The organism is Arthrobacter globiformis NBRC 12137 (genome assembly GCF_000238915.1).
In the GTDB taxonomy this organism is placed as follows: domain Bacteria; phylum Actinomycetota; class Actinomycetes; order Actinomycetales; family Micrococcaceae; genus Arthrobacter; species Arthrobacter globiformis.
The window spans coordinates 135,061-156,141 of the sequence record NZ_BAEG01000027.1; the positions used below are offsets into that span (position 1 = coordinate 135,061).

At 66.8% G+C, this 21,081-nt stretch carries 19 protein-coding genes; 10 read left to right on the forward strand and 9 right to left on the reverse strand.

All coding sequences use genetic code 11. The annotated features are described in order from the left end of the window. The first annotated feature begins 41 nt into the window (after positions 1–41). The gene (locus tag ARGLB_RS04355; RefSeq protein WP_003799319.1) at positions 42–1,787 is read left to right on the forward strand and encodes a CocE/NonD family hydrolase; all 1,746 of its coding nucleotides are present in this window, start codon (positions 42–44) and stop codon (positions 1,785–1,787) included. Further along, positions 1,784–2,272, forward strand: coding sequence for a DUF3237 domain-containing protein (locus tag ARGLB_RS04360; RefSeq protein WP_003799321.1), 489 nt, complete (start codon positions 1,784–1,786; stop codon positions 2,270–2,272). Before ARGLB_RS04355 ends, ARGLB_RS04360 begins: the two co-directional genes overlap by 4 nt. Before the next feature lie 67 nt (positions 2,273–2,339). On the opposite strand, the gene ARGLB_RS04365 is transcribed toward ARGLB_RS04360, so the two are convergent. From ARGLB_RS04365 to ARGLB_RS04375, 3 genes are all read right to left on the reverse strand, one after another. Beyond that, entirely contained in the window at positions 2,340–3,209 is an 870-nt protein-coding gene (locus ARGLB_RS04365; protein ID WP_003799322.1) for a class II fructose-bisphosphate aldolase, read from the reverse strand. Continuing rightward, positions 3,209–4,117 carry an NAD(P)-dependent oxidoreductase gene (locus ARGLB_RS04370; protein ID WP_003799323.1) on the reverse strand — a complete coding sequence of 303 codons (909 nt, stop codon included), beginning with the start codon at positions 4,115–4,117 and terminating at the stop codon, positions 3,209–3,211. The genes ARGLB_RS04365 and ARGLB_RS04370 overlap by 1 nt, the downstream gene beginning before the upstream one ends. Positions 4,118–4,179: 62 nt before the next feature. Further along, positions 4,180–5,661 (reverse strand): four-carbon acid sugar kinase family protein, encoded by a 1,482-nt coding sequence (locus ARGLB_RS04375; RefSeq protein WP_003799324.1) that lies wholly within the window; start codon positions 5,659–5,661, stop codon positions 4,180–4,182. A gap of 154 nt (positions 5,662–5,815) precedes the next feature. On the opposite strand from ARGLB_RS04375, the gene ARGLB_RS04380 reads away from it, so the two are divergent. Together ARGLB_RS04380 and ARGLB_RS04385 are read left to right on the forward strand one after the other, a co-directional pair. Next, positions 5,816–6,517, forward strand: a complete 702-nt coding sequence (locus ARGLB_RS04380) for a FadR/GntR family transcriptional regulator (RefSeq protein WP_003799326.1) — start codon at positions 5,816–5,818, stop codon at positions 6,515–6,517. Positions 6,518–6,592: 75 nt separating this feature from the next. Continuing rightward, on the forward strand, positions 6,593–6,805 hold the full coding sequence (locus ARGLB_RS04385) for a dodecin (protein WP_003799328.1): 213 nt from the start codon (positions 6,593–6,595) through the stop codon (positions 6,803–6,805). Positions 6,806–6,883: 78 nt separating this feature from the next. Here the strand turns inward: ARGLB_RS04385 and ARGLB_RS04390 are convergent, their stop codons facing one another. From ARGLB_RS04390 to ARGLB_RS04400, 3 genes are all read right to left on the reverse strand, one after another. Further along, on the reverse strand, positions 6,884–7,075 hold the full coding sequence (locus ARGLB_RS04390; protein WP_003799330.1) for a hypothetical protein: 192 nt from the start codon (positions 7,073–7,075) through the stop codon (positions 6,884–6,886). A 160-nt stretch (positions 7,076–7,235) separates the two neighbouring features. Then, complete coding sequence (locus ARGLB_RS04395; protein WP_043417876.1) at positions 7,236–7,445, reverse strand: hypothetical protein; 210 nt, start codon at positions 7,443–7,445, stop codon at positions 7,236–7,238. 149 nt (positions 7,446–7,594) lie between these two features. After that, entirely contained in the window at positions 7,595–8,206 is a 612-nt protein-coding gene (locus tag ARGLB_RS04400; RefSeq protein WP_245531468.1) for a CDP-alcohol phosphatidyltransferase family protein, read from the reverse strand. Between the two features lie 271 nt (positions 8,207–8,477). Here ARGLB_RS04400 and ARGLB_RS04405 point away from each other — a divergent pair, with 271 nt between their 5' ends. The 4 genes from ARGLB_RS04405 (at position 8,478) to ARGLB_RS04420 (ending at position 12,870) form a co-directional block, all read left to right on the forward strand. Further along, entirely contained in the window at positions 8,478–9,308 is an 831-nt protein-coding gene (locus ARGLB_RS04405; protein WP_003799335.1) for an aldo/keto reductase, read from the forward strand. 140 nt (positions 9,309–9,448) lie between these two features. Beyond that, entirely contained in the window at positions 9,449–9,718 is a 270-nt protein-coding gene (locus ARGLB_RS04410; RefSeq protein WP_043417940.1) for a GlsB/YeaQ/YmgE family stress response membrane protein, read from the forward strand. A 111-nt stretch (positions 9,719–9,829) separates the two neighbouring features. Continuing rightward, positions 9,830–10,312: a hypothetical protein gene (locus ARGLB_RS04415; protein WP_003799339.1), complete on the forward strand. Its 483-nt coding sequence runs from the start codon at positions 9,830–9,832 to the stop codon at positions 10,310–10,312. Between the two features lie 341 nt (positions 10,313–10,653). Then, positions 10,654–12,870 carry an HNH endonuclease signature motif containing protein gene (locus ARGLB_RS04420; RefSeq protein WP_003799342.1) on the forward strand — a complete coding sequence of 739 codons (2,217 nt, stop codon included), beginning with the start codon at positions 10,654–10,656 and terminating at the stop codon, positions 12,868–12,870. A 110-nt stretch (positions 12,871–12,980) separates the two neighbouring features. On the opposite strand, the gene ARGLB_RS04425 is transcribed toward ARGLB_RS04420, so the two are convergent. Beyond that, a complete protein-coding gene (locus ARGLB_RS04425) occupies positions 12,981–13,802 on the reverse strand; it encodes a putative protein N(5)-glutamine methyltransferase (protein WP_003799343.1) in 822 nt (273 codons plus the stop codon). Between the two features lie 249 nt (positions 13,803–14,051). Between ARGLB_RS04425 and ARGLB_RS04430 the strand changes: the two genes are divergently transcribed. Both ARGLB_RS04430 and ARGLB_RS04435 read left to right on the forward strand, forming a co-directional pair. Beyond that, positions 14,052–15,095: a lactonase family protein gene (locus tag ARGLB_RS04430; protein WP_003799345.1), complete on the forward strand. Its 1,044-nt coding sequence runs from the start codon at positions 14,052–14,054 to the stop codon at positions 15,093–15,095. A gap of 160 nt (positions 15,096–15,255) precedes the next feature. After that, positions 15,256–18,117, forward strand: a complete 2,862-nt coding sequence (locus tag ARGLB_RS04435) for an alpha-amylase family glycosyl hydrolase (protein WP_003799347.1) — start codon at positions 15,256–15,258, stop codon at positions 18,115–18,117. Between the two features lie 56 nt (positions 18,118–18,173). On the opposite strand, the gene malQ is transcribed toward ARGLB_RS04435, so the two are convergent. Next, positions 18,174–20,432: a 4-alpha-glucanotransferase gene (gene malQ, locus ARGLB_RS04440; protein WP_003799348.1), complete on the reverse strand. Its 2,259-nt coding sequence runs from the start codon at positions 20,430–20,432 to the stop codon at positions 18,174–18,176. Between the two features lie 121 nt (positions 20,433–20,553). Then, complete coding sequence (locus ARGLB_RS04445; RefSeq protein WP_003799352.1) at positions 20,554–20,892, reverse strand: hypothetical protein; 339 nt, start codon at positions 20,890–20,892, stop codon at positions 20,554–20,556. Positions 20,893–21,081 lie beyond the last annotated feature (189 nt).

Consider the following 21,081-nt stretch of genomic DNA (forward strand, 5'->3'; position numbering starts at 1 on the left):
CCTCCCTGCAAATCCGGCCACACCACAGTGAGGAACCTTCCGTGACAGCCCGCCCCGTACTGATCGAACAAGACGTCGAAACCCCGCTCCCGGACGGCACCGTCCTGCGCTCCACCGTTTACCGCCCCGCGGATGGCGAGCCGTGCCCGGTCCTGCTGACCAGGACACCCTACGGCCGCGACCTCGCCGTCAATTCCGCCTACTTCAACCCAACAACCGTTGCGGCGGCCGGGTACGTCGTGATCATGCAGGACTGCCGCGGACGCTTCGGTTCCGACGGCGACTTTGACCCGTCAGTCAATGAAGCGTCCGACGGCGCCGCAACAGTCGAATGGGCAGCGCGGCTGCCGTACGCCAACGGTTCCGTCGGGATGTGGGGCCGGTCGTACTTCGCCGAAACCCAGTGGCGGGCGGCGTCCCTCGCCCCGGCCGGACTCGCCGCCCTGGCACCGGGCATCTCAGCGGGGGCCAACGCCAACAACGGCTCGCTGTACCGCGGCGGCGCCGTCGAACTCGGCTGCCGCTTCAGCTGGGGCCACGCGTCAGCCTCAGCCAACGAGGTGCTCCGTGAATTTTCGGAGGACGCTGAACGGCAGGGCAAGGAATTCCAGTCCTGGCTGGACCTGGACCGTTCGTTCGCCGGCGGCGACGCCTTCGACGCCCTCCCCCTGTCCGACCTCTCCGCCAGGCTCGGGACATTCATGAACCGTCACATCCTGCCCTCGGCCGGTGAATCCCCCGGGAACGGCTTCACCCGGCTGTGGGACGAAACTTCGGCGAAGCCGGTGCCGCTGCCCACCCTGCACATCGGCGGCTGGTTCGACATCTTCTGCCCGAGCACACTCGCGCAGTACGCCATGCAGCTGGCGCACAGCCGGACGGGCGCCGCACCTGTGCCACGGCTCATCATGGGTCCGTGGACCCACACGAACTTCTCCGGCGGCTATGCGGATGTGAACTTCGGGGTGAACGCCGCCGCATCCGTGATGAACGGCCTGGGTGATCTTTCCGGGCTCCACACGGCCTGGTTCGATGCCGTGCTCAAGGACCGGCCGGAAAGCATGGGCCGTGTCCCCGCCGTCCTGCTGTACTTCATGGGCGAAAACCAGTGGCGCGGTTTTGACGAACTTCCCTCGCCGAACAGCCACCGCAGCTGGTTCCTGGGTGCGGACGGGACCCTCATGGACACGCCCGCGTCCGGCGGGTCCATCGAATACGACTACGATCCCCTGGATCCTGTGCCCACGGTCGGCGGCGCCACCATGATCCATGGCGCGTATCCCGCCGGGCCGGCAAAGCAGCACGCTGTGGAAGCCAGGGCCGACGTCCTCACCTTCACCACGGAGGAGTTCGAGGAGCCGGTCACGCTGTTCGGTGAAGTCACCGCCACCTTCTTCGCCGCCTCCACCGCCGTCGATACGGATTTTGTGGTGCGGCTGTGCCGGGTGGCTCCGGACGGAACGTCACTGAGCATTGCCGATGGAATTGTCCGGGCCTCCTGGCGGGACAGCCATGCCGGGACCGGCCTGTTCCAGCCCGGCCACGCGCCGTCGCCGATCGAACCGGGCAGGGCCTACGAGTACTCAGTCAGCCTGTGGCAGACCGCCTACACATTTGCCGCGGGCGACAGGCTGCGGGTCCAGGTCACGTCCAGCTGCCATCCGCGCTGGGACCGCAACCTCAACACCGGACGGCTGGCTTATGACTCGGCCGAGACCGTGGTTGCCCGGCAGACCATCCTGTTCGGCGAGGACCATCCGAGCCGCCTGACAGCAGGCATCCTGTGACCGCCCCGCCGGAAGCACGGCAATCCCCGGCAGCCCCCGGGTTCACCTTCCTGGCGGAACTGTCAGTCACCGTCGGCGAGCCGATCGACGTCGGGCCCACCCCGGAAGGCCACCGCCGCATCATCCCCATCACCGGCGGAACAGTCAGCGGCCCGCGCCTGAACGGACGGGTCCTGCCGGGCGGCGCCGACTACCAGCTCCTCCTTAGTCCCACACTGACGGAACTGGACGCGCGCTATGTCCTGGAGACCACGGACGGCCACCGCATCTTTGTTCAGAATTCGGCGCTGCGCCACGGGAGTGACGAGGACATGGGGCGGCTCAACCGCGGCGAGCCCGTAAATGCCGGCAGCATCTACTTCCGCTGCTGGCCACGGCTCACCGCGTCCGCGCCGGAATGGGACTGGCTCAATACGCGGCTGGCGGTGGGGACCGGCGAACGGCATCCGGACCGCGTGGTGATCCGGGTCTTCGTGATCGACTGACGAGCTTTTGTCCACGTATTGGTTTCTGAAGGCCCCCGAACTCGCGATACGTGTACAAAAACTCCGGTCAGCGGCTGAGGATCGCCAGCGTGCTCGTGCCGAAGTCCTTGGCGGCGGCGTTCCACCGGGTCAGGAGTCCCTGCAGGTTCTCGCCGTCGGACCGGTGCGCGGGGAGCTGTTCCTCCAGCGTGGCGAGGACGCCGGTGCGGAGTTCGGTATTGAAGTTGACCTTGCCCACGTTCATGGCGGGCGCCTTGGCCAGCTCGTCCGCCGGAATGCCCGAGGCGCCATGAAGCACCAGCGGGATGTGCGTGCGCACGGCAATGTCCTGCAGGACGTCCCAGCGCAGCCGCGGCTCGCCCTTGTACTTCCCGTGGACGTTGCCCACGGCGACGGCGAGCAGCTGTGCGCCCGTCCGTGCCACGAAGTCCTCGACCTGGGCGGAGTCGGTGAGCCCGGCAACCTCGTTGCCCGCCCCGTCGCCCTCCGTGCCGAAGGCCCTGTCCTCGTCCCCGGCCAAGCCGCCGAGTTCAGCCTCCAGGACCACTTCGGCATGCCCTTGGGCTTCGAGTGCGGAACGCACTGCGCACACCAAGGCAATGTTGTCCTCGTACGGCAGCGCCGAGCCGTCCGCCAGGACGGAGTCGGCCCCCGCGGCGACGGCGGCGGAAATGACGTCAAGGTCTGTGGCGTGGTCCAGCTGCACGGCAACCGGGACGGACGCGTCGTCGGCCAGACCCCGGAGCGCGGAGATGAGCCTCAGTCCGTTGGCCGTGGCGGCAGTCTTGGGCGCCACCAGCAGGATGACGCCGCGCTGCCCTTCCTCGGCGGCGCTCACCACCGCCAGCGCCGTGGTGAAGTCGTAGCAGGTGAACGCCGGCACGGCCGACCCCCGTTTGAGGGCGGACACCACCAGCTCATCGAGTTGTGCCCGCATCAGCCTTCCCCGCCGGTGCGCTTGGTGGGGGCAACAACCTTGATGACGGCGGAGTCGTCAGCGGCGGCCAGCCCGTGGGCCTGGCCCAGCAGGTACAGCTGCTCGGCCGCGGCAGCAACGGGGGTCGCCAGTCCGGCACTGCGCGTAGCCTTGCCCACAATGCCCATGTCCTTGACGAAGATGTCGAGGCGGCTGAGCACCTCGGCGCCTTCCTCGGTGTAGGCCTCCAGGATGCGCGGTCCGCGGTTGGACAGCATGAACGAGCCCGCCGCGCCGGCCTCCAGCGCGGCCAGGGTCTTCGCCTGGTCCAGGCCCAGCGCGTCGGCCAGCGCCATTGCTTCAGCGGCAGCCGCAATGTGGATACCGCACAGCAGCTGGTTGACGGTCTTCAGCGCCTGGCCGTCACCGGGCTTGTCGCCCACGACGGTCAGCGTCGACGCGAGCAGCTCAAGGACCGGACGCGCAGATTCCAGCGCCTTGGGTTCGGCTCCGACGACGATCAGCAGGTCGCCCTCGCCTGCACGCTTCGGGCCGCCGGACAACGGGGCGTCCACAAGCCCGACGCCGAATTCGGCCAGGCGCGCGACGGTGGACGGAATCGCCTCGGTGCCCACGGTGCTGGTCAGGATGACGACGGCGCCCGGCTTCAGTACCGAGGCCACGCCGTTCCCGCCGAACAGAACATCGTCGAGCTGTTCGCTGTTGCGCACGGCGAGCAGCAGGGCGTCAGTGTCCTGGGCGGCGTCACGGGCGGAAGCGAAGGTCTTCACACCGGATTCTTCGGCGAGGCGCAGGCGCGGTTCGGCGATGTCGAACCCGTGGACGGTCAGCTGGCTGGCGAGTCGGGTGGCCATGGGCAGGCCCATGGCGCCCAGGCCGAGGACGGTGACTTTGTAATTCGAGGTCATGGTGTTCTCCGTTGAAGTTTCTTGGGCCCGCGCGTACTGGGTTCCTGGCCGAGCTTGCGAGGTTAGGGGGTACGCGGGGACGTGTTGCTGAGCTTGCTGGTGACCTGGGCGAGCGACTCGTCGTCACCGACGTTGCCGGCAAAAACGATGTACGGGATCCCCTTGGCCGGGCCGTCAACCGGCTCCCACAGGCTCACGATGCCGGGCAGCATGGGCCCGCGGACGATCGCGTGCCGGATCTCCAGCCCGTGCGCGGCAACATCCGAGGATGTGATCCCGCCCTTGGCGATGACGAACCGCGGCGGGAAGGTCTTCAGTGTCCGGTTCACTACGGCGACGACGGCGGCGGACACGGTGCGTGCGATCCGCAGGCTTTCGGCCGGGTCATCGGTCTTGATGAGCAGGCGGCTGGTGTGGACGATGACGTCGCCGCTGCGCAATGCCGCCACCACGGCATCCACCGTCTGGTCGAGGTAGGCGGGTGCATCCTCGCCCAGGAGGTGTTCGACGTCGATCTCCACGATGCGCGCACTGCTGTGCCGGTCGGTGAGCACCTTGAGCTGCCTGGTGGTCACGCCCACATGCGAGCCGACCACGATCAGGCCGCCGGCTTCGGACGGGGTGTTGCCCGCGTAGGCTTCCTCGCCGCTGAGCTCGGGCCGGATGTCCTGGCCGATCCGGGCGCGCATGAACGGCGGGCCAACCCGATACAGCAGCTTCTTTCCGCGGCGCTCGGCCTCTTCCAGCCCGAGGGCCAGGGCGCGCATGTCGTTTTCCGTGACGATGTCCACCACGATGGGCGTGGACTGCGTGGCCGGCTCGATGGCGTCAGCAATTGCCTTGGCCGACACCTCAGCCTGCCCGGTGGCGGAACCGGCGCGGATGATGTTCAGGTCCAGCACGATCACGGAGTCCGCGGCAAACCGCCCCTGCGACTTCTCTTCCACGTACTTGGCCATCTCGGAATTGGCGAAGCCGAAGGTGGCATCCTTGGCGAATTCGGTCTCGGCAACGGGGGTCAGCTCGCCGGCCCCGGGTCCGCGAGTGTAGTGGACACCGCCAATGGTGATGCGGCCGGCGTCGGGAAATGCGGGAACCATCACGACGCCGTCGGTGGCCTCTCCGCTTTCTGCCGCCACCGTGGCGGCGATGACGTCCGGTTCCAGGGGGAAGTGGCCGCGGAGGGTCGAATCACTGCGGCTAACAAAGCCGAGCCGGACCTCTCCGTCGCGGGCAGCGGCCAGGGCGTTGCGCACCACCTCTTCGTTGCGGGCGGCTGCTTCTTCCGGGTCGAGGCTCCGGGTGTTGGTCAGCACGTACACGGCGGGCTTACCCTGATGCAGAGCCCACTGGAAGTCCTCGACTTCCCAGCGGGTGAGCACAGGGAGATCTGCCACCGACTGGGTGCCGGTGGGGTCGTCGTCGAGCACCACGAGGACGCGCGGGGACGTTGCCGCCGTGGCCGCAACGGCGTCGGCAACCTGCCGGGCGGGGATCTGGAGCTCGGCGGGAAAGGCGGCCAGGACGTCGGATTCGAGGGGCACTGTGCACTCCGTTGTGTCGAAACTGTCATGCGGATGATTTGTCAGATGTCAGACATCTTGCGTCTGGTGCTAGTGTGGCATAACGCACAGCACGTGCGCAAGTACACTTTTGCAGACATCACGGCTGAAGGGCCGCACACGCTGAACGGAAGAAATGGCACGCAAATCATTGGTGGGCGTCGTCGCCGACGAACTCCTTGACCGCATCATCTCCGGCGAGTTTCCGCCGGGCAGCAGCGTGCCGGGAGAGCTCGAACTCAGCGCGCGGCACGACGTCAGCCGCATGACGGTGCGGGAGGCGATGAAGACGCTTGAAGCGCAGCGCATCCTCAGCGTGGAACGGGGCCGCGGCACGTTCGTGAACCCGCTGAACCGCTGGTCGTCACTGGAGGCAGTGCTCCGGGCCGCCTCCGAGGGCCAGAACGGGCCGGCCGCCGCGGTCCAGCTGATCGAGCTGCGCCGGATGCTGGAAACAGGCGCCTGCGAACTGGCGGCCCAGCGCATCACCGATGACGAGCTTGATGGCCTTCGGAACTGCGTGGCGGATATGCGGAAGGCGCACCAGGCCAACAACGTGGCGAGCTTTGTTGCCGCCGACCTGGCATTCCATGACCAGATTCTCCACGCGTCCGAGAACGTCTTCGTGGCAGTCCTCTTCGAACCGCTGCACCGGGTTCTCGAAAAGGGCCGAACGGAAACCTCGAAGGTGCCTGATATCCAGGAGCATGCGATCGGGCACCACCAGAACATTTTCGAGGCCCTGGCTGCCCGCGATCCGCGGCAGGCACGCAACGCCATGGACGCCCACATGCAGCAGACCCTCGACGACCTCAGAAGCTACGTGCTGGAAGCCTAGTCCCTGGGCGCCTCGTCCGATACTCTGCAGGAACGGCCCGCAGCCGGGTATCGATGGCGATCACGAGGAGCGAAGATGTCTAATAACACCTACAGCATTTCTGAAATTGTCGGAACCTCGACCGAAGGCGTCGACGCGGCCGTCCGCAACGGCATTTCCGACGCCGCAAAGACCCTGCGCAACCTGGACTGGTTCGAGGTCAAAGAGATCCGTGGCCATCTCGAGAACGGCCAGGTGGCGGACTGGCAGGTCACCCTCAAGCTCGGATTCCGCCTGGAGCGGGACTGACCGCGCGGCAGCGGAACAGCGGTAGCGGAACTAATAATGCGGCGCCGGCTGTTGTTCAGCCGGCGCCGCATTATTTGCTTAATCCTGGCCGGCAGCACTCCGGCGCCACAAGGTGGGGATGCCGCGGAACGCGGGAAATACCTGTCCTTCAAAGAAGGCGTGCGCCTCGTCCGGCGAGTCGACGGGGGCCCACATTCCCGACGCCGGGCAGTGGGTTCCGGTCGAAGCGGAGGGTGTGGAGCGTTCCCGAAGCAGTGCGATGCGTTTCATCGTTGAAGGTCATCCTTGGGTCGGAGGGCTGGGAGAAGTTCTCCTCCAAGGCTAGGAAACACGCCACACGCGCCCAATGGACGAATGGATAGAATCCTGCCCTCCGGCTGGGCATCAGCACAGGCTGGCGACAGGGGCGCGGGCCTGTGCTGATGGGTTGCTAACGGGAGGGCGGCCGCTGCGGATCCTCCAGCGCGGGCTCATCAGGTTCGCCGTCCGGGCCGGTGGGCGGCCCCGGGGTGTCCTGGTGCGGAACTGCCGGTTCCTCCTGGGGCGGGTCCTGGTTGGGGTCGAAGGGGAATCCCTGGGGTGAACCTCCCTCGGGCTGGTCCGTCGGGTTCTGCTCCGGATCGGCGGGCGTATCGCTCATGGTCTGGATCCTTAGCTGTTGGAAGGGCCGGGACTTTTCCGGCCGGGCCACTCCAAGAATTACCAGCGCCTCCACGGTTAGTCCAGAGCACCAAGCCCTTCGCCACGTGCAGTCGTCGGCAGTTCACCCGGAGCCGCCAGTTCACCGCGTCAGTTCACCAGTTCAGTCCTGGAGCGGCGGCCGGTCAACTTGCGGTGGCCTCGTTCCAGTTCGACGATGTCCCGCCCGAACGAAGCCCCCAGCGTCACGAGCGCCAGGACGACGCTTGACACGCCGATTCCACCGGGGACTCCGGGCGTGAGTGCCACCAGCAAGGCGAAGGGCTGGAAGGCGCCGATAACCTTGCGCAGCCTTTTAACGGGCAGCATTCGTTTCAGTTCAGGCCTGATCCAACCGGCGGCAACGAAGGCATACCACATGAGCCCGATGGCCAGCACCCAGGGACCGACGACAGGGATAGCTGCACACGACAGTACGAGGACCAGCGCTGCGTCAGTCTGGACATCCAGCCGAGCTCCCGCCGGGCTCACGCAGGCAAACCGCCGCGCAACGGCCCCGTCCACCGCGTCAAGAAGAAAAGCCACCGCACCAAGCACGACCACCGGCATGCCGGGTCCGGTTCCGCTGAACAACGCCGGAACCGTTGCCGCCGCACAGCATGCCACCAGGACAGCACGGGTCAGGGTAACGCGGTCCGCTGCCGTGGTCAGCCGGGGCCTGCGGCAGACGATGGAAGCCGCAGCATGTCCTACAACCGCCACTCCGGCACCTATCGCGGCAAGGAAGTGCGGTGCCCCGGCACCGGTAGCAGTCAGAAGCCAAGTCCCGGACACAAGGAAACCAGCCATGGCAACGGCTACGTCCACCAGAGCGCGCCTACCGAGCAAGACCTGCATATGCCTCCTTGCGCTCATCGTAACAACAGGCGGCCCGCAAGCTTTCCCGGGCTGACCTCGGAAGATAGCAACACGGGCGGTCAAGCTGGCAACCGGGGTCTGGGCAAACAGCCCCCGATAGGAAAGACTCTTCCGCATGGCACTCGCACCAGTCATCGAGCTGAACGACGGCAACCGGATACCCCAAATCGGCCTTGGCACCTGGCCGCTGAACGACCGGGAGGTGAGTGACGCCGTCGTACGCGCTGCGGAAGCCGGATACCGTCATATCGATACGGCCGTGCGATACGGGAACGAGGCCGGCGTCGGATCCGGAATCCGAGCCAGCGGCCTGGACCGGGCGGAGTTCTTCATCACCACCAAGCTGGACGGGGAATTCCAGGGTGGGGATCTGGCCGTGGCAGGCCTTGAAGGCGCGCTGAAGCGCCTGAACCTGGACTATGTGGACTTGCTGCTGATTCACTGGCCACTCCCCCGCCGCGGAGATTTCATCTCCACGTGGAAGACCTTTGAACGTCTGCAGGGCGAAGGGAAAGCCCGGTCGATCGGCGTATCCAACTTCAAGCCCGCCCACCTGGAAAAGCTCATGTGGGAGACCGACGTTGTACCGGCCGTGAACCAGATCCAGCTCAACCCGTCCGTGACCCGCTCCGCGGACTGCGCCTACAACGAGCGGCACGGGATTGCCACCGAATCATACAGTCCGCTGGGTGCCGGATCGGGCCTCCTGTCCGCGCCCGTTCTGAACCGAATCGCCGGCAAACACGGCCGGACGGTGAGCCAGGTGGTGCTGCGCTGGCACGTCCAGAAGGGGCTGGTGGCCATCCCCAAGTCGGCCGATCCGCAGCGAATGACGGAGAACATTGACGTCTTCGATTTCACTTTGGATGAGGAGGACCTGACCGCCATTAGCACCCTCGATGAAGGGCCCGAGGCGGGCGTAAATTCCGACGTCCAGGGCCACTGACGCCCGGGCGTGCGTTCGCCTTCCCGGCCGCTCCCCACCGGAGGGCGACTGGAAGAAAAATAGTAAGCATGTTTAGTATTAGGGAGAAGGACGAAGCGTACCCGGCAATCCGGGTAACTCCTTTAGCTGAAGAAGGAACGATAAAAAATGGGTTTTTTGCATTTCTGATTCTGGGTCTCATCGCTGGAGCCATCGCTAAGGCCATCCTCCCCGGCCGACAGGGCGGCGGCATTTTCATCACGCTTTTGCTGGGTGTCGTCGGCGCAATCCTCGGCGGCTTTATCGGCAGCGCGCTCTTCAACGTGGGTATCAACGAGTTCTTCTCGCTGTCCACATGGCTGCTGGCGATCGGTGGGGCACTTATCGTCCTGCTGGTCTACGGCATGATTACCAAGCGCTCGGCCCACTAGGCCGAACAGTGCCGGAACCGGCTCCGGGGAAACTTCCCGGAGCCGGTCTCCTACCCGGCCCAACGGGCCGAATCAATTCGTACAGATCCCCCTCAAGAGCAGGAGATCATCATGAAATCCAAACTTCTCTTCGGCGCCGGAATCGCTGCAGGCTACGTGCTCGGATCCAGGTCCGGCCGGGCAGCTTACGACAAGCTCAAAGCACGGGCCGCAGGCATCTGGGACAGTAAGCCGGTCCAGGACAAGGTCACGGCAGCAACGGAAGCCGTCAAGGAAAAGGCCCCTGAGGTCGGTGACCAGTTGGCGGAAGCCGCGCGCCGGGCAGGAACCGTACTCAGCTCGGCCATGCACCACGACACGCCGAAACCGGGTGATGCTGGCACCGCTTCCGCCGGCACTGCATCTGCAGCCGGTACCTCGGCAGACAGCGGGCACGTGCCCGCCCACAGCACGCATCCGGAGACGGTCAACCTCGGAACCTCCGATGTGGAGTCCGATCCGGCACGCAACGACAGCACGGGCCAGGACTGGTCGGACGAGGGCGGAGCCACTCCCGCCGGCGCCGCCACGAATGTAAATCCAGACAAGCAGTAGCGGGTTGGCTGCTTGAGCCTGCACCCTGGGTGGTGTGGGCAAGAAATAAAATGTCAGACCCCTCTGACAATGTTTTCCTATGGAAGCCACCGGGGAAACTGCGGACAGGATGTCAGGCCGGGCAACATTGCCCGGCCTGCATTCTGCCCTGCTGCATGGCATCCCCGCTTCCGGACGTCCGGCTTCTGCCGGATCAGGCACCGCCGTTGCGGACACATCTTCGTCCGACGGCGGTGCCGCAGCCGGCCTGGAGGCAGGCAGTGCTTTCGGTCACATCCAAAAATGTCAGACCCCCTTGAGATAGTTTTCCCATGGAAGCCTTTGGGGAGGATCGAGCGGAGATGGCAGCCGGGACTGACGTCTCGGGCCTGGGTTCCGCGGCCCTGCTGCCTGGCCGCCGGCTGCGCAGCGTCCCGGCAGCTCCCCTTTCTGACGCACCGGCCAAGGACGTGTCCGACGGCGGTGCTGCCGCCGGCTTTGCAGCTGGCTCTGGCCCTGCCACTCCACAGCTCGGCACGGACGGCCCGGAGTCAGCTGCCCTGTTGACCGCTGAACTGGCGCTGGCAACGACTGATCTGAACGCGGCCCTGGCGCTGCTGGAGTCCGCCACCGGCTCGGCGCCGGAGGAGCTCGCCGCGGCCAACTTCCTTCAGGCGGCCGATTTCGCGGAACTGACCGAGAAGCTCTCCCGCCGCGTCGAACACCTGCAAGTACTCGCCGCCGCGGCGGTGGACCGGACACGGACCGAGGCGATCAACGCCGCCGCGACCGCCAGCCGCGCCGCCGGCTGGACCACAGGCTGGACCACAGGCTGGTGCACCGACCCCGGGCCTGTCCCGGATCCTGGCGCTCAGCCCTCCGAGCCGGCCGCCACCACGGCTGGAGCCTCTGGCTCCTCCTTAGCCGCTGCCGCCGCCCCCGCTCCAACCCCGGCGGCCTCTGCCTCTGCGGTGGCCTGGTCCCCGGCCGATGACGGAGCCCGAAACACCGCCGAGTTCCTCCGCACCCGGCTCCGGATCAGCACCCCCGAAGCACGCCGCCGCCTCGCCCTCGCCAACGCCACCCTCCCCCGCGCCGGACTCGCCGGCCGGCCCATGCCACCCGAACGCGAAGAAACCGCAGCAGCCCTCACCACCGGAATCATCTCCTCCCGCGCCGGAACCACCATCACCACCGCCCTGGACAAAGTTCGCCACATCCCCGACCCCGCTCTGATCACCGAAATGGAACACAACCTCACCCAAACCGCGATCGAAAACGACCACGACTTCCTCACCCGCATCGCCCACCGCTGGATCGACGCCCTCGACCAGGACGGCACCGAACCCTCCGAAGAAAACCTCCGCCACCGCCAAGGCGTCTTCCTCCACCACAAACGCGGCGGCCTCCACCACCTCGAAATCCGCGCCACCACCGACCAATACGAAGTCCTCACCACCGTCATGAACACCGCCACCAACCCCCGCACCACCACCCCCAACACCACCACCTGCCGGAATACCGACAACGGCACCAGCGTGGATGGCGGTATCCGTGTCGGCGGCAGCGCTGACGGCTGTACCAGCAGCGCCGGCAGCGGTGACGGCGGCAGCGGTGACGGCGGCAGCGGCAGCGCCGCCGGTATCAGCGCCGCCGCTGCCGACCCCGACGAGGCCTTCAACGCCCCCACCCCGGAACCGGACCTGGACCGCCGCACCCTCGCCCAGCAACGCCTCGACGGCCTCGTCGGCGCGTCCAAGGCAGCCCTCGCCGCCGGCACCCTGCCCACCACCGGAGGACTCCGCCCCCAAGTCATGGTCACCATCGGCTACCGGGACCTCCTCAACAGCATCCAAACCACCGCCAACCGCGGCCCCCGCTACGCCCCGAACACAAACGGCCCCGGCACCCGGCGAACAGACAGCCCCCGGCCAACACCCACCCCCTGGCAGGCCACCATCAATCCGCCAACAGGCCCGGACATCTGGCAAACCAGCGAATCCCAGCCCGAGCCAGGCACCGACCCGACCAACTGGCAGACCAGCGAACCCGACACCCTGACAGGCAAACAGCCCGTCACCACGCTCCCCGGCATCAACTGGTCCGGCACCGACCCCTTCCCCACACCCCGCCCCGGCGGACCGAGCGGCGCACCCACCGGCAGCGGAACGTTCAACTACACCGGCCCCGTCACCGCCTCCACCATCCGCAAAATCGCCTGCGACGCCGACATCATCCCCGTCCTCCTCGGCAGCCAAGGACGCATCCTCGACATCGGCCGCACCACCCGGATCTTCCCGCCCCACATCCGCAAAGCCCTCAATGCCCGAGACCAAGGCTGCGCCTTCCCCAACTGCACCATCCCCGCATCCTGGTGCGAAGCCCACCACATCACCTACTGGTCCCGCCGCGGACCCACCAGCACCGACAACGGCGTCCTCCTCTGCACCCACCACCACCACTTAATTCACAAGGAACAGTGGAAAATCCGCGTCAAAAACGGGGTCCCGTGGTTTATCCCACCGCCCCACATCGACCCCCGCCAACAACCCCGGCAAAACCACCACCACAAAACATAAGCCCGCCCGAAAGACGGGCGCCGGGGCCGCGGGACCCGCGGTGAACGCCAGCGTTGGCGGGAAGAGCGCGACTGCGCGGCAAGTGGGGCGAGCCCTGCACCCCAAGCGGGCTACAGCCGCTGCCCGATCGCCACTGTCCCGTCCAGTTCGGCTGACGCGGCGATCCGAGGGCGCAAGCCCGCACTGACCATGGCCGCAGCTGTACTTGGAGCCTGCAGCCGGCTCGTTTCAATGAGAAGGTGCCCGCCTTGCCTGAGCCAGGCACCCGCTTCCGCGATCACCCGACGCTGGATGTCCAGGCCGTCGGGCCCTCCGTCGAGCGACACCCGTGGCTCGTGAACTCGGGCCTCGTGGGGCATGCTGCGGATGGAAGCCGTGGGTACATACGGCGCATTTACCGCCAGGATCTCAACATTGCCCCGGAGCCGGGCAGGCAGCGCAGAGTAGAGGTCACCCTCGTGGACCACTCCGCCCACCGGCACGACGTTGAGGCCGGCGCAACGCACGGCAGCTGGGTCGACGTCGGAAGCGTGCACCTCAATGCCGGGCACGAGTGCCGCCAACGCGGCACCTACTGCTCCGGAGCCGCAACACAGGTCAATGACGACTGGCGGGGTCGATGGCGATCCCTCCGCGGACGCCGCCTCCAAGGCGCCAAGCAGTGCAGCAGCCTCACGGACCAGCAGTTCCGTCCGGCGGCGCGGCACAAAAACGCCCGGCGCCACCCTGATCCGCAAACCGCAAAACTCGGCCCAGCCGAGAATATGCTCCAGCGGAAACCCGTCAACTCGCCGCTGCACGGCGTTGATCAGCTCGTTGGGGGCCAGGCCGGCACAAAGGAGGAGGTCCGCTTCGTCCTCGGCAAAGACACAGCCGGCGGCGCGCAGTCTGCTGATGACGGTGAAACGGGAAAGCGGCGATTGAACATGCATGGAGGCGTCCTTCGGCTGAATGATGGGCGCTCCGTGCATACGGCCGTCTAACCTTGGCGCTCCGAAGGGCGGCGAGCAGGAAGAACCCAAGCTGGCATTGCGTGAATGGCTCTCACCTCCCGGTAGTACCGAATCGGCACATCATTGACGCTGCGCAGGCACTTCAGAACGTGCCCCGCAGCCAAATCGGCTCTGCAAAAATCAATGTTATCCGACGCCGAATCCGGCAATTATTGGCAGGATATAACGATGACCCACAGCGAAACCCACACGCTCATCTGGACCGGCTCCTACACTGCGGACAGCGGCGGCCACGGTGCCGGAATCGGGGCCGTCTCGGCCAGCGCTGATGGGACGCTCACCTGGCGCGGCACGGCCGCAAAGGCGGACTCGCCGTCGTTCGTTGCCGCGCACCGGCAACTGCCGGTGGTTTACGCCGTTGGCGAGAACGCCAAAACCGTCCAGGCGTACCGGCGACGCGGAGAGTTCGGCCTCGAAGCCGTCGGCGAACCCTGGGTGGCCGGCGAAGCTGCCTGCCACGTCACCGTCGATCCGCAGGGCAAATTCCTGATTGTTGCCTGCTGGGGTGACGGCCAGGTGCTGTTGTACGAACTGACGGACGACGGCGGGATCACCCGCCGCCTTCCGGCGGCGCCTTCCAGCGATCCGCACCGGGACGACCGCCCCAGCCGGGCGCACGCAAGCCTGGTACTCGCTGACGGCCGGATCATGACCACCGACCTCGGCCACGATCTCCTCCGGGTGTGGAACCACGTCCCCGGGACGGGCCTGGTGCTGGACCATGAGGTGGTGCTTCCGAAGAACAGCGGGCCCCGCCACCTGGTGCAGCACTCCGATGGAACGGTGTTTGTGGTCTCCGAGTACTCCATCGAGGTTTTCGCAGCCCGGGCCGCCTCGGCATCGGGGAAGTTCGAGCTGACCGGGCAGGGTCCCGCGACGTCCGACGGCGCCAAGGACGGTGACTCCGCGGCCGAAATCGCCTTGTCGGCAGACGGGCGGTTCGCCTACGTAGGCGTGCGCGGATCCAACCGCGTCGGCGTGCTGGAAGTGACGCCGTCAGCTGAGGGCAGTCTGCTTAGCCCGCTCGGCGACTTTGCCAGCGGCGGCGACTGGCCCCGTCATCACCTGGTCCGCGGCGGGTGGCTTCACGTGGCCCATGAGCGGTCCCACGACATTACGACGTTCCGCTTGGACCTCCGGACCGGACTTCCGGAAGGCCCACTTCAGCGCCTCGTTGCGGGTTCCCCCACGGCCTTGATTGTGGCAAGCTAAACCGCAATCGACAAAGCCAATACAGGATTAGTCATCGCCAATACTGCTCCATCACAGGAGCTGGTATTGGTTATCGGGCTTGCCTTGGATGAGTCGGCACCCTAACGGATTCCGGGCTTCCCCACCCGGACAAGCAACGTTGCTTTGCGGAAGGTCCAACATGTTCACCGTCCCTCGCCTGAATTCCCCGCGCCGCACCGGCGATCGCACCAAGCCCGCCCGCGCAACTCTGGCAGCGGCCGGCGCGCTCGTTCTGCTGGCTGCATCAGCACTGCCCGCCCAGGCAGCCCTTCCCACCCCGGCAGCCCTGCCCACCCAGGCAGCCCTTCCCACCCAGGCACAGACCCAGGCCGCCGTCACCAGCAATACCCCGGGACCGCCGTCGGACGCGGATAAAGGCGCCCATTCCCTCCGCACCCCTGTCGCCGACGAGAACTTCTACTTTGTCATGGCGGACAGGTTCAGCAACGGCGATACCGGCAACGACCAGGGCGGCCTGGGACCGGATCCGATGGTGTCCGGCTTCGACCCCACCCGCAAGGGCTTTTACAACGGAGGGGACCTCAACGGCCTGCTGGACAAGATCGACTACATCCAGGGGCTCGGAACCACGGCGATCTGGCTGACACCGAGCTTCAAGAACAAGGCGGTCCAGACCGAGGACAATTCCGCCGGCTACCACGGCTACTGGGTCACGGACTTCACCCAGATCGATCCGCACCTGGGCACCAACGCCGAGCTGAAGGCGCTGATCGACGAGGCGCACGCGCGCGGCATGAAGGTGTACTTCGACATCATCACCAACCACACCGCGGACGTAATCGGCTACAAGGAGGGCGCCCGCACCGGCTACGTCTCCAAGGACAAGGAGCCGTACCGCACCGCCTCAGGCGCTGCCTTCGATGACCGGGACTTCGCCGGCCGAGCGGACTTCCCAAAGCTCGACGCCGGGACCTCCTTCCCGTACACACCGGTGCTTGATGCGGCGGAACAGAACCTCAAGGTTCCGGCCTGGCTCAATGACCCCACGCTGTACCACAACCGCGGCGACACCACCTTCGCCGGCGAAAACTCCCTCTACGGAGACTTCTTCGGCCTGGACGACCTGTTCACCGAACACCCGACGGTCGTGGCCGGCATGACGGACATCTACGAGGCGTGGATCCGGGATTTCGGCGTGGACGGGTTCCGCATCGACACGATGAAGCACGTCAACGATGAATTCTGGCAACAGTTCGGGCCCGACGTCCTGGCCTACGCCAGGGAGCACGGCAAGGACGAGTTCTTCATGTTCGGCGAGGTCTTCGACACGTCCAAGAGCAACACGAGCCAGTTCACCACCCGGAACAGGATGCAGGCGGTCCTCGACTTCCCGTTCCAGGATGCGGCACGCAACTTCGCCTCGAAAAGCGAGGACGCGAAGCAGCTTGAGACCTTCTTCGTGGCGGACGACTGGTACACCGACGCGGATTCCAACGTCTACCAGCTGCCCACCTTCCTGGGAAACCACGACATGGGCCGGATCGGCAGCTTCATCGGCACCGACAACCCGGGCGCGGACGACGCCGAACGCGTGGCCCGGGACGAACTCGCCCACGAGCTCATGTACTTTTCCCGCGGAAACCCGGTGGTTTACTACGGCGACGAGCAGGGCTTCACCGGGAACGGCGGGGACCAGGACGCCCGCCAGACGCTGTTCGCCAGCAAGGTGTCCGACTACCTCGACGATGACCTGCTCGGCACGGACGCCACCCATGCCACCGACAACTTCAACACCGGGCATCCCCTCTACGCCAAGATCCGCGAACTCGCGCAGCTGACCAAGGAGCACCCCGCCCTGCGCGACGGCGCCCACCAGCACCGCTACGCCTCGGACGGGCCCGGCATCTATGCGTTTTCCCGCACCGATGCCAAGGACCAGCGCGAGTACGTGGTAGCGCTGAACAACACTGAGGAACCGCAGACCGCCGCTGTTCCCACCTACATCCCCAAGCGCAATTACAGCCTTCTCTACGGCGACGCCGTCCAAAACTCCAAGACCTCAGCCGATGGCACACTGACCGTCACGGTGCCGCCGCTGTCCGCCGTCGTCTACCAGTCCTCCGGCCGGATCCCCCGGGAGAAGACGGCACCCGCCGTCGCGCTGCAGCCTCCCGTTTCCGGCGCGGCTACCGCCACGTCCGCCGGGGACAACGGCCGCCTCCAGGTGACGGCCGACGTCGGCGGCAACTCGTTCTATGAGGTCACCTTTGAGGCCAGGACGCCGGGCGGCACGTGGGAGCGCGTTGGCACAGATGACACCGCCCCCTACCGCGTCTTCCACGATGTCTCGGGACTGAATCCCGGCACTGAGGTGGAATACCGGGCAGTCGTCCTGAACAACGCCGGCCGCACGTCTGTCAGCGCTTCCCGGTCCGCCGTGGTGCCGGACCCGGTGCTGACCATCCAGCAGCCGGCCGAGGGCAGCACCGTCCAGGCGAACGTGGAAGTGGTTGCCACGGCGGACCCGGAGAAGGCCAGCCACGTGGTGCGCTTTGAGCGCAGCATCGCGGACGGACCGTGGACAGCCATCGGCACCGAAGATGACTCGTCGCCGGCCTACACGGTGGCAGACGACCTGGCCGCCCGGAACCTCGCCGACGGGACCAAGATTCGCTACCGGGCACGCCTCGAAGGGTCAACCGTGGTGAGCAATGTCCGGACCGTGGTGGTGGGCGCCGCACCGCAGCCCGACTCGGTCACTGTGGCGGGAAGCCTGAACAGCGAGATGGGCTGCCCTGACGACTGGCAGCCGGCGTGCGCGGCGGCGTTCATGGCTTTTGATCCGGCTGACCGGCTGTGGAAACTCACGGCCGACCTTCCGGCGGGGCAGTACGAATTCAAGGCCGCCATCAATGGCTCCTGGGACGAGAACTACGGCCAGGATGGCGCTCCGAACGGTTCCAATATCGTGCTGAATCACGACGGCGGCCCGGTCACCTTCCGGTACGGCCACACCACGCACGTGATCACGGCCGGCTAGGCACGCCCGGGCGCCAAGCCCGCCGGCCGTGGCGGCCGGTTTGGCGCCCCGGGGCGTCAGGACCGCATAGCCTCCTCGACCGCCGCGAGCAGGGAGTTGAACCGGTCATCGTCCGCGAGGGTGTCGATCAGGACCGGGTCCCCGTCGGGGTTGGCCAGTGGCACCTGCCAGTTGGGGTACTGGGCGGAGGTGGTGCCGGGCTGGTTCTGCACCCTGCGTTCTCCGACAGCGTCGACGAGGGCCACCCCGAGTAGGACTGACGGGGTCTGCGCGAGCAGCCGGTGCAGCGCCTCGATGCGTTCCTGTTCGGAGCCGGCGTCGCTGGACGAAAGGAGGCCCCGCTGCCGGAGCAGGTCCATCATTTTCTCCAGCTTGGCGTTGTGCTCCAGGCGCTCCTCCTCCGCGGAACGCTCCAGCAGCCCCAGCGCGTTCCGGAGCGTCACGTGGTCACCGGCGAGGTACCCGGCCGTGGGCGGCAGGTCGTGCGTGTTCACGCTGGAGAGGGCCTGCAGCCGGTACTGTTCGGGCGGCAGCGGAGCGTCGCCGTCGTTCTCAAACCACAGGATCGAGGTGCCCAGGATGCCCCGCGCGGCCAGGTAATCCCGGACCCACGGCTCGAAGGTGCCCAGGTCCTCGCCGATCACCACTGCGCCGGCACGGTGGGCCTCCAGGGCGAGGATACCGATCATGGCGTCGTGGTCGAACCGGACGTAGGCGCCGTCCACCGGCGAGTTCCCTTCCGGCACCCACCACAGCCGGAAGAAGCCGAGGATGTGGTCCACCCGGATGCCGCCCGAATGCCGCAGCACGGTCGCGAGCATCTCCCGGAACGGCTTGTACCCGGCTTCGGCGAGGCGGGTGGGGTGCCATGGCGGCTGGTGCCAGTCCTGCCCCAGCTGGTTGTACATGTCCGGCGGAGCGCCAACGCTGACGCCGGGCGCCAGGACGCCGTGCAGCGTCCAGGCATCCGAGCTCTGAAGGTCCACGCCGACGGCAAGGTCGTTCACCACGCCCAGGCGCATGCCGGCGTTGCGGGCGGCCTGCTGGGCGGATTCAAGCTGCTCGTCACAGAGCCACTGCAGCCAGCGGTGGAACTCGATCCTTTCCGCCAGCTCACCCCGCAGCTTCTCCGCCAGTGGCGAGCCCAGCGCTGCCGTCGGGTCCGCCCAAAACGGGTCGTCGGCATCGAGGTCCTCACGGATGGCGCACCAGAGGGCAAAGTCATCCAGGCCGGCGCCGGCCCGGCGGCAGTAGTCCTCAAAGGCGAGTTGCCGCGACGGCGAACGGCGGACGTCAAAGATCAGCTCCAGCGCTGCCAGCTTTGCGGAATAGACCTTGTCCCGGTCAAGCCGCGTCGCATCGTTGTTCAGCTTCCGCGCCCGCTTCATGAGGTTGTGGACCAGCGACTGCTTCTTGGGTTTCAGGTACGCAAGTTCGGCAATGGCCTCGATCCGCAGGTACAGGGGGTTGAAGAAGCGGCGGGTCGACGGTGAATACGGCGACGGCTCCAGGGGCGGCACGGGATCGGCCGCGTGCAGGGGATTCACCAGCACGTAGTCTGCCCCGCGTGCGCCGGCAACCGCCGCCAGCTCGGCGAGGTCGGAAAAATCCCCCACACCCCAGGACCGCTTGGAGCGGACGGAGTACAGCTGCGTGGCCAGTCCCCAGCCCCGGCGCTGCTCAAGGTCGGCTGCCGTGGACAGCCGGGCGGGGGTCACCACCAGCGTGGCTTCGGCAACCACCCCGGCCGCCTTGGCACGCAGGGTGTGCCATCCAAGGCCCGTATTTTGTGGCACGGCGAAGGTGGCGCGGCCGGTCAGAATGCCGTCCACTTCGCGGGGTTCCACCCAGACATCCTCCTGGACGGCCTCCAGCTCGCGTCCGTCCTCGGTGATGGCCCACATGCGGACGCTGGAACCGTGCGGGACATGGACGCTCACCTGCCCCGGCGTGCCCTCCTGAATCACGACGGCGGGCGGCAGCATGCGGCGCCAGGGCGCCAGTTCCGCCTCGGCCAGTTCGTGTTCGATGAGCTGATCGGTATGGGCGTGCACGCCCAGCGCGGCCAGGACACTGATCAGGGTTTCAGCCGCAACGTCATGCGGCTGCCCGTCCCACCCCTGGTAGGAGGTTCCGACGCCGTACGCCTCCGCCAGCCAGCGCAGCAGCTCGGGATTGACTGCGGTGCCGGCTACCGGGGCTCCGTTGTCCGCCGGCGCTTCAGAAGACCTTTCAGGTGAAGAAGGCTCAGGGGAAGAGGTTGCCGGGAAAGATGCCCCTGGGGAAGTCGCGTGCTGCTGGCTGGGAGCCTTCATATGTCCGCCTCGTCTGCTGTGATGGGCCCGAAACTAACGCTGCTGCCCGTTGCGGCCGGCCGTTTTCAGCACCCCCGCAACTGCTGGTTCCGATTATTGCAGGCTGCGCTGACTCCACGGTTCAGGCGGCGGCGCAGGCCTTCTGAAGCTCGCGGACAGAATCGCTGGGAACCTTGTCGCCCGCTTGGGCGATCTCCTTCAGGGGCCCGGTGATTTCGGCGGGCACGCCGGCTGTTTCGGCGCCGGCGACAAGGCCCGCGAGCGCAGCCTTGTCCGAGGCGCTCACCAGGCCGTCCTCGATCACGGTGCAGATCTGCCCCTTCACCTGTTCGGCCGCCGCGTTGGCCACCTGGGACACTGCCGAGCTAGCCGCATTCTGGGCTGCTTCCTCGGCCTGGGCGCAGCCCGCCAGCAGAACGACGACAGGAAGCATGGACATGGCGAGCAGGCTGCGTTTCATGATTCCACCCTAGCAACGGCGCCCCCGGCGAACTTCGACGACGGGCACGTGACAACGGTGTCTGCCCCTGCTTTCTCCCCTGGAGACGGCGGCGATACCGCCAGGCGATTCCACCGGGGGCTGACAGCCGCTGGCCTGGCGGCAACGACAGGGGCCTCCGGGCCAGGCCCCAGGACGACGAACAGCCAG

Excerpts from the sequence above, each read along its gene's own strand:
- ARGLB_RS04405 (WP_003799335.1), top strand. The coding sequence starts at position 8,478 with ATGGCACTCGCACCAGTCATCGAGCTGAACGACGGCAACCGGATACCC.
- ARGLB_RS04395 (WP_043417876.1), bottom strand. The coding sequence starts at position 7,445 with ATGAGCGATACGCCCGCCGATCCGGAGCAGAACCCGACGGACCAGCCC.
- ARGLB_RS04380 (WP_003799326.1), top strand. The coding sequence starts at position 5,816 with ATGGCACGCAAATCATTGGTGGGCGTCGTCGCCGACGAACTCCTTGAC.
- ARGLB_RS04430 (WP_003799345.1), top strand. The coding sequence starts at position 14,052 with ATGACCCACAGCGAAACCCACACGCTCATCTGGACCGGCTCCTACACT.
- ARGLB_RS04415 (WP_003799339.1), top strand. The coding sequence starts at position 9,830 with ATGAAATCCAAACTTCTCTTCGGCGCCGGAATCGCTGCAGGCTACGTG.
- ARGLB_RS04365 (WP_003799322.1), bottom strand. The coding sequence starts at position 3,209 with ATGCGGGCACAACTCGATGAGCTGGTGGTGTCCGCCCTCAAACGGGGG.
- malQ (WP_003799348.1), bottom strand. The coding sequence starts at position 20,432 with ATGAAGGCTCCCAGCCAGCAGCACGCGACTTCCCCAGGGGCATCTTTC.
- ARGLB_RS04435 (WP_003799347.1), top strand. The coding sequence starts at position 15,256 with ATGTTCACCGTCCCTCGCCTGAATTCCCCGCGCCGCACCGGCGATCGC.
- ARGLB_RS04385 (WP_003799328.1), top strand. The coding sequence starts at position 6,593 with ATGTCTAATAACACCTACAGCATTTCTGAAATTGTCGGAACCTCGACC.
- ARGLB_RS04420 (WP_003799342.1), top strand. The coding sequence starts at position 10,654 with ATGGCAGCCGGGACTGACGTCTCGGGCCTGGGTTCCGCGGCCCTGCTG.
- ARGLB_RS04370 (WP_003799323.1), bottom strand. The coding sequence starts at position 4,117 with ATGACCTCGAATTACAAAGTCACCGTCCTCGGCCTGGGCGCCATGGGC.
- ARGLB_RS04390 (WP_003799330.1), bottom strand. The coding sequence starts at position 7,075 with ATGAAACGCATCGCACTGCTTCGGGAACGCTCCACACCCTCCGCTTCG.
- ARGLB_RS04445 (WP_003799352.1), bottom strand. The coding sequence starts at position 20,892 with ATGAAACGCAGCCTGCTCGCCATGTCCATGCTTCCTGTCGTCGTTCTG.
- ARGLB_RS04425 (WP_003799343.1), bottom strand. The coding sequence starts at position 13,802 with ATGCATGTTCAATCGCCGCTTTCCCGTTTCACCGTCATCAGCAGACTG.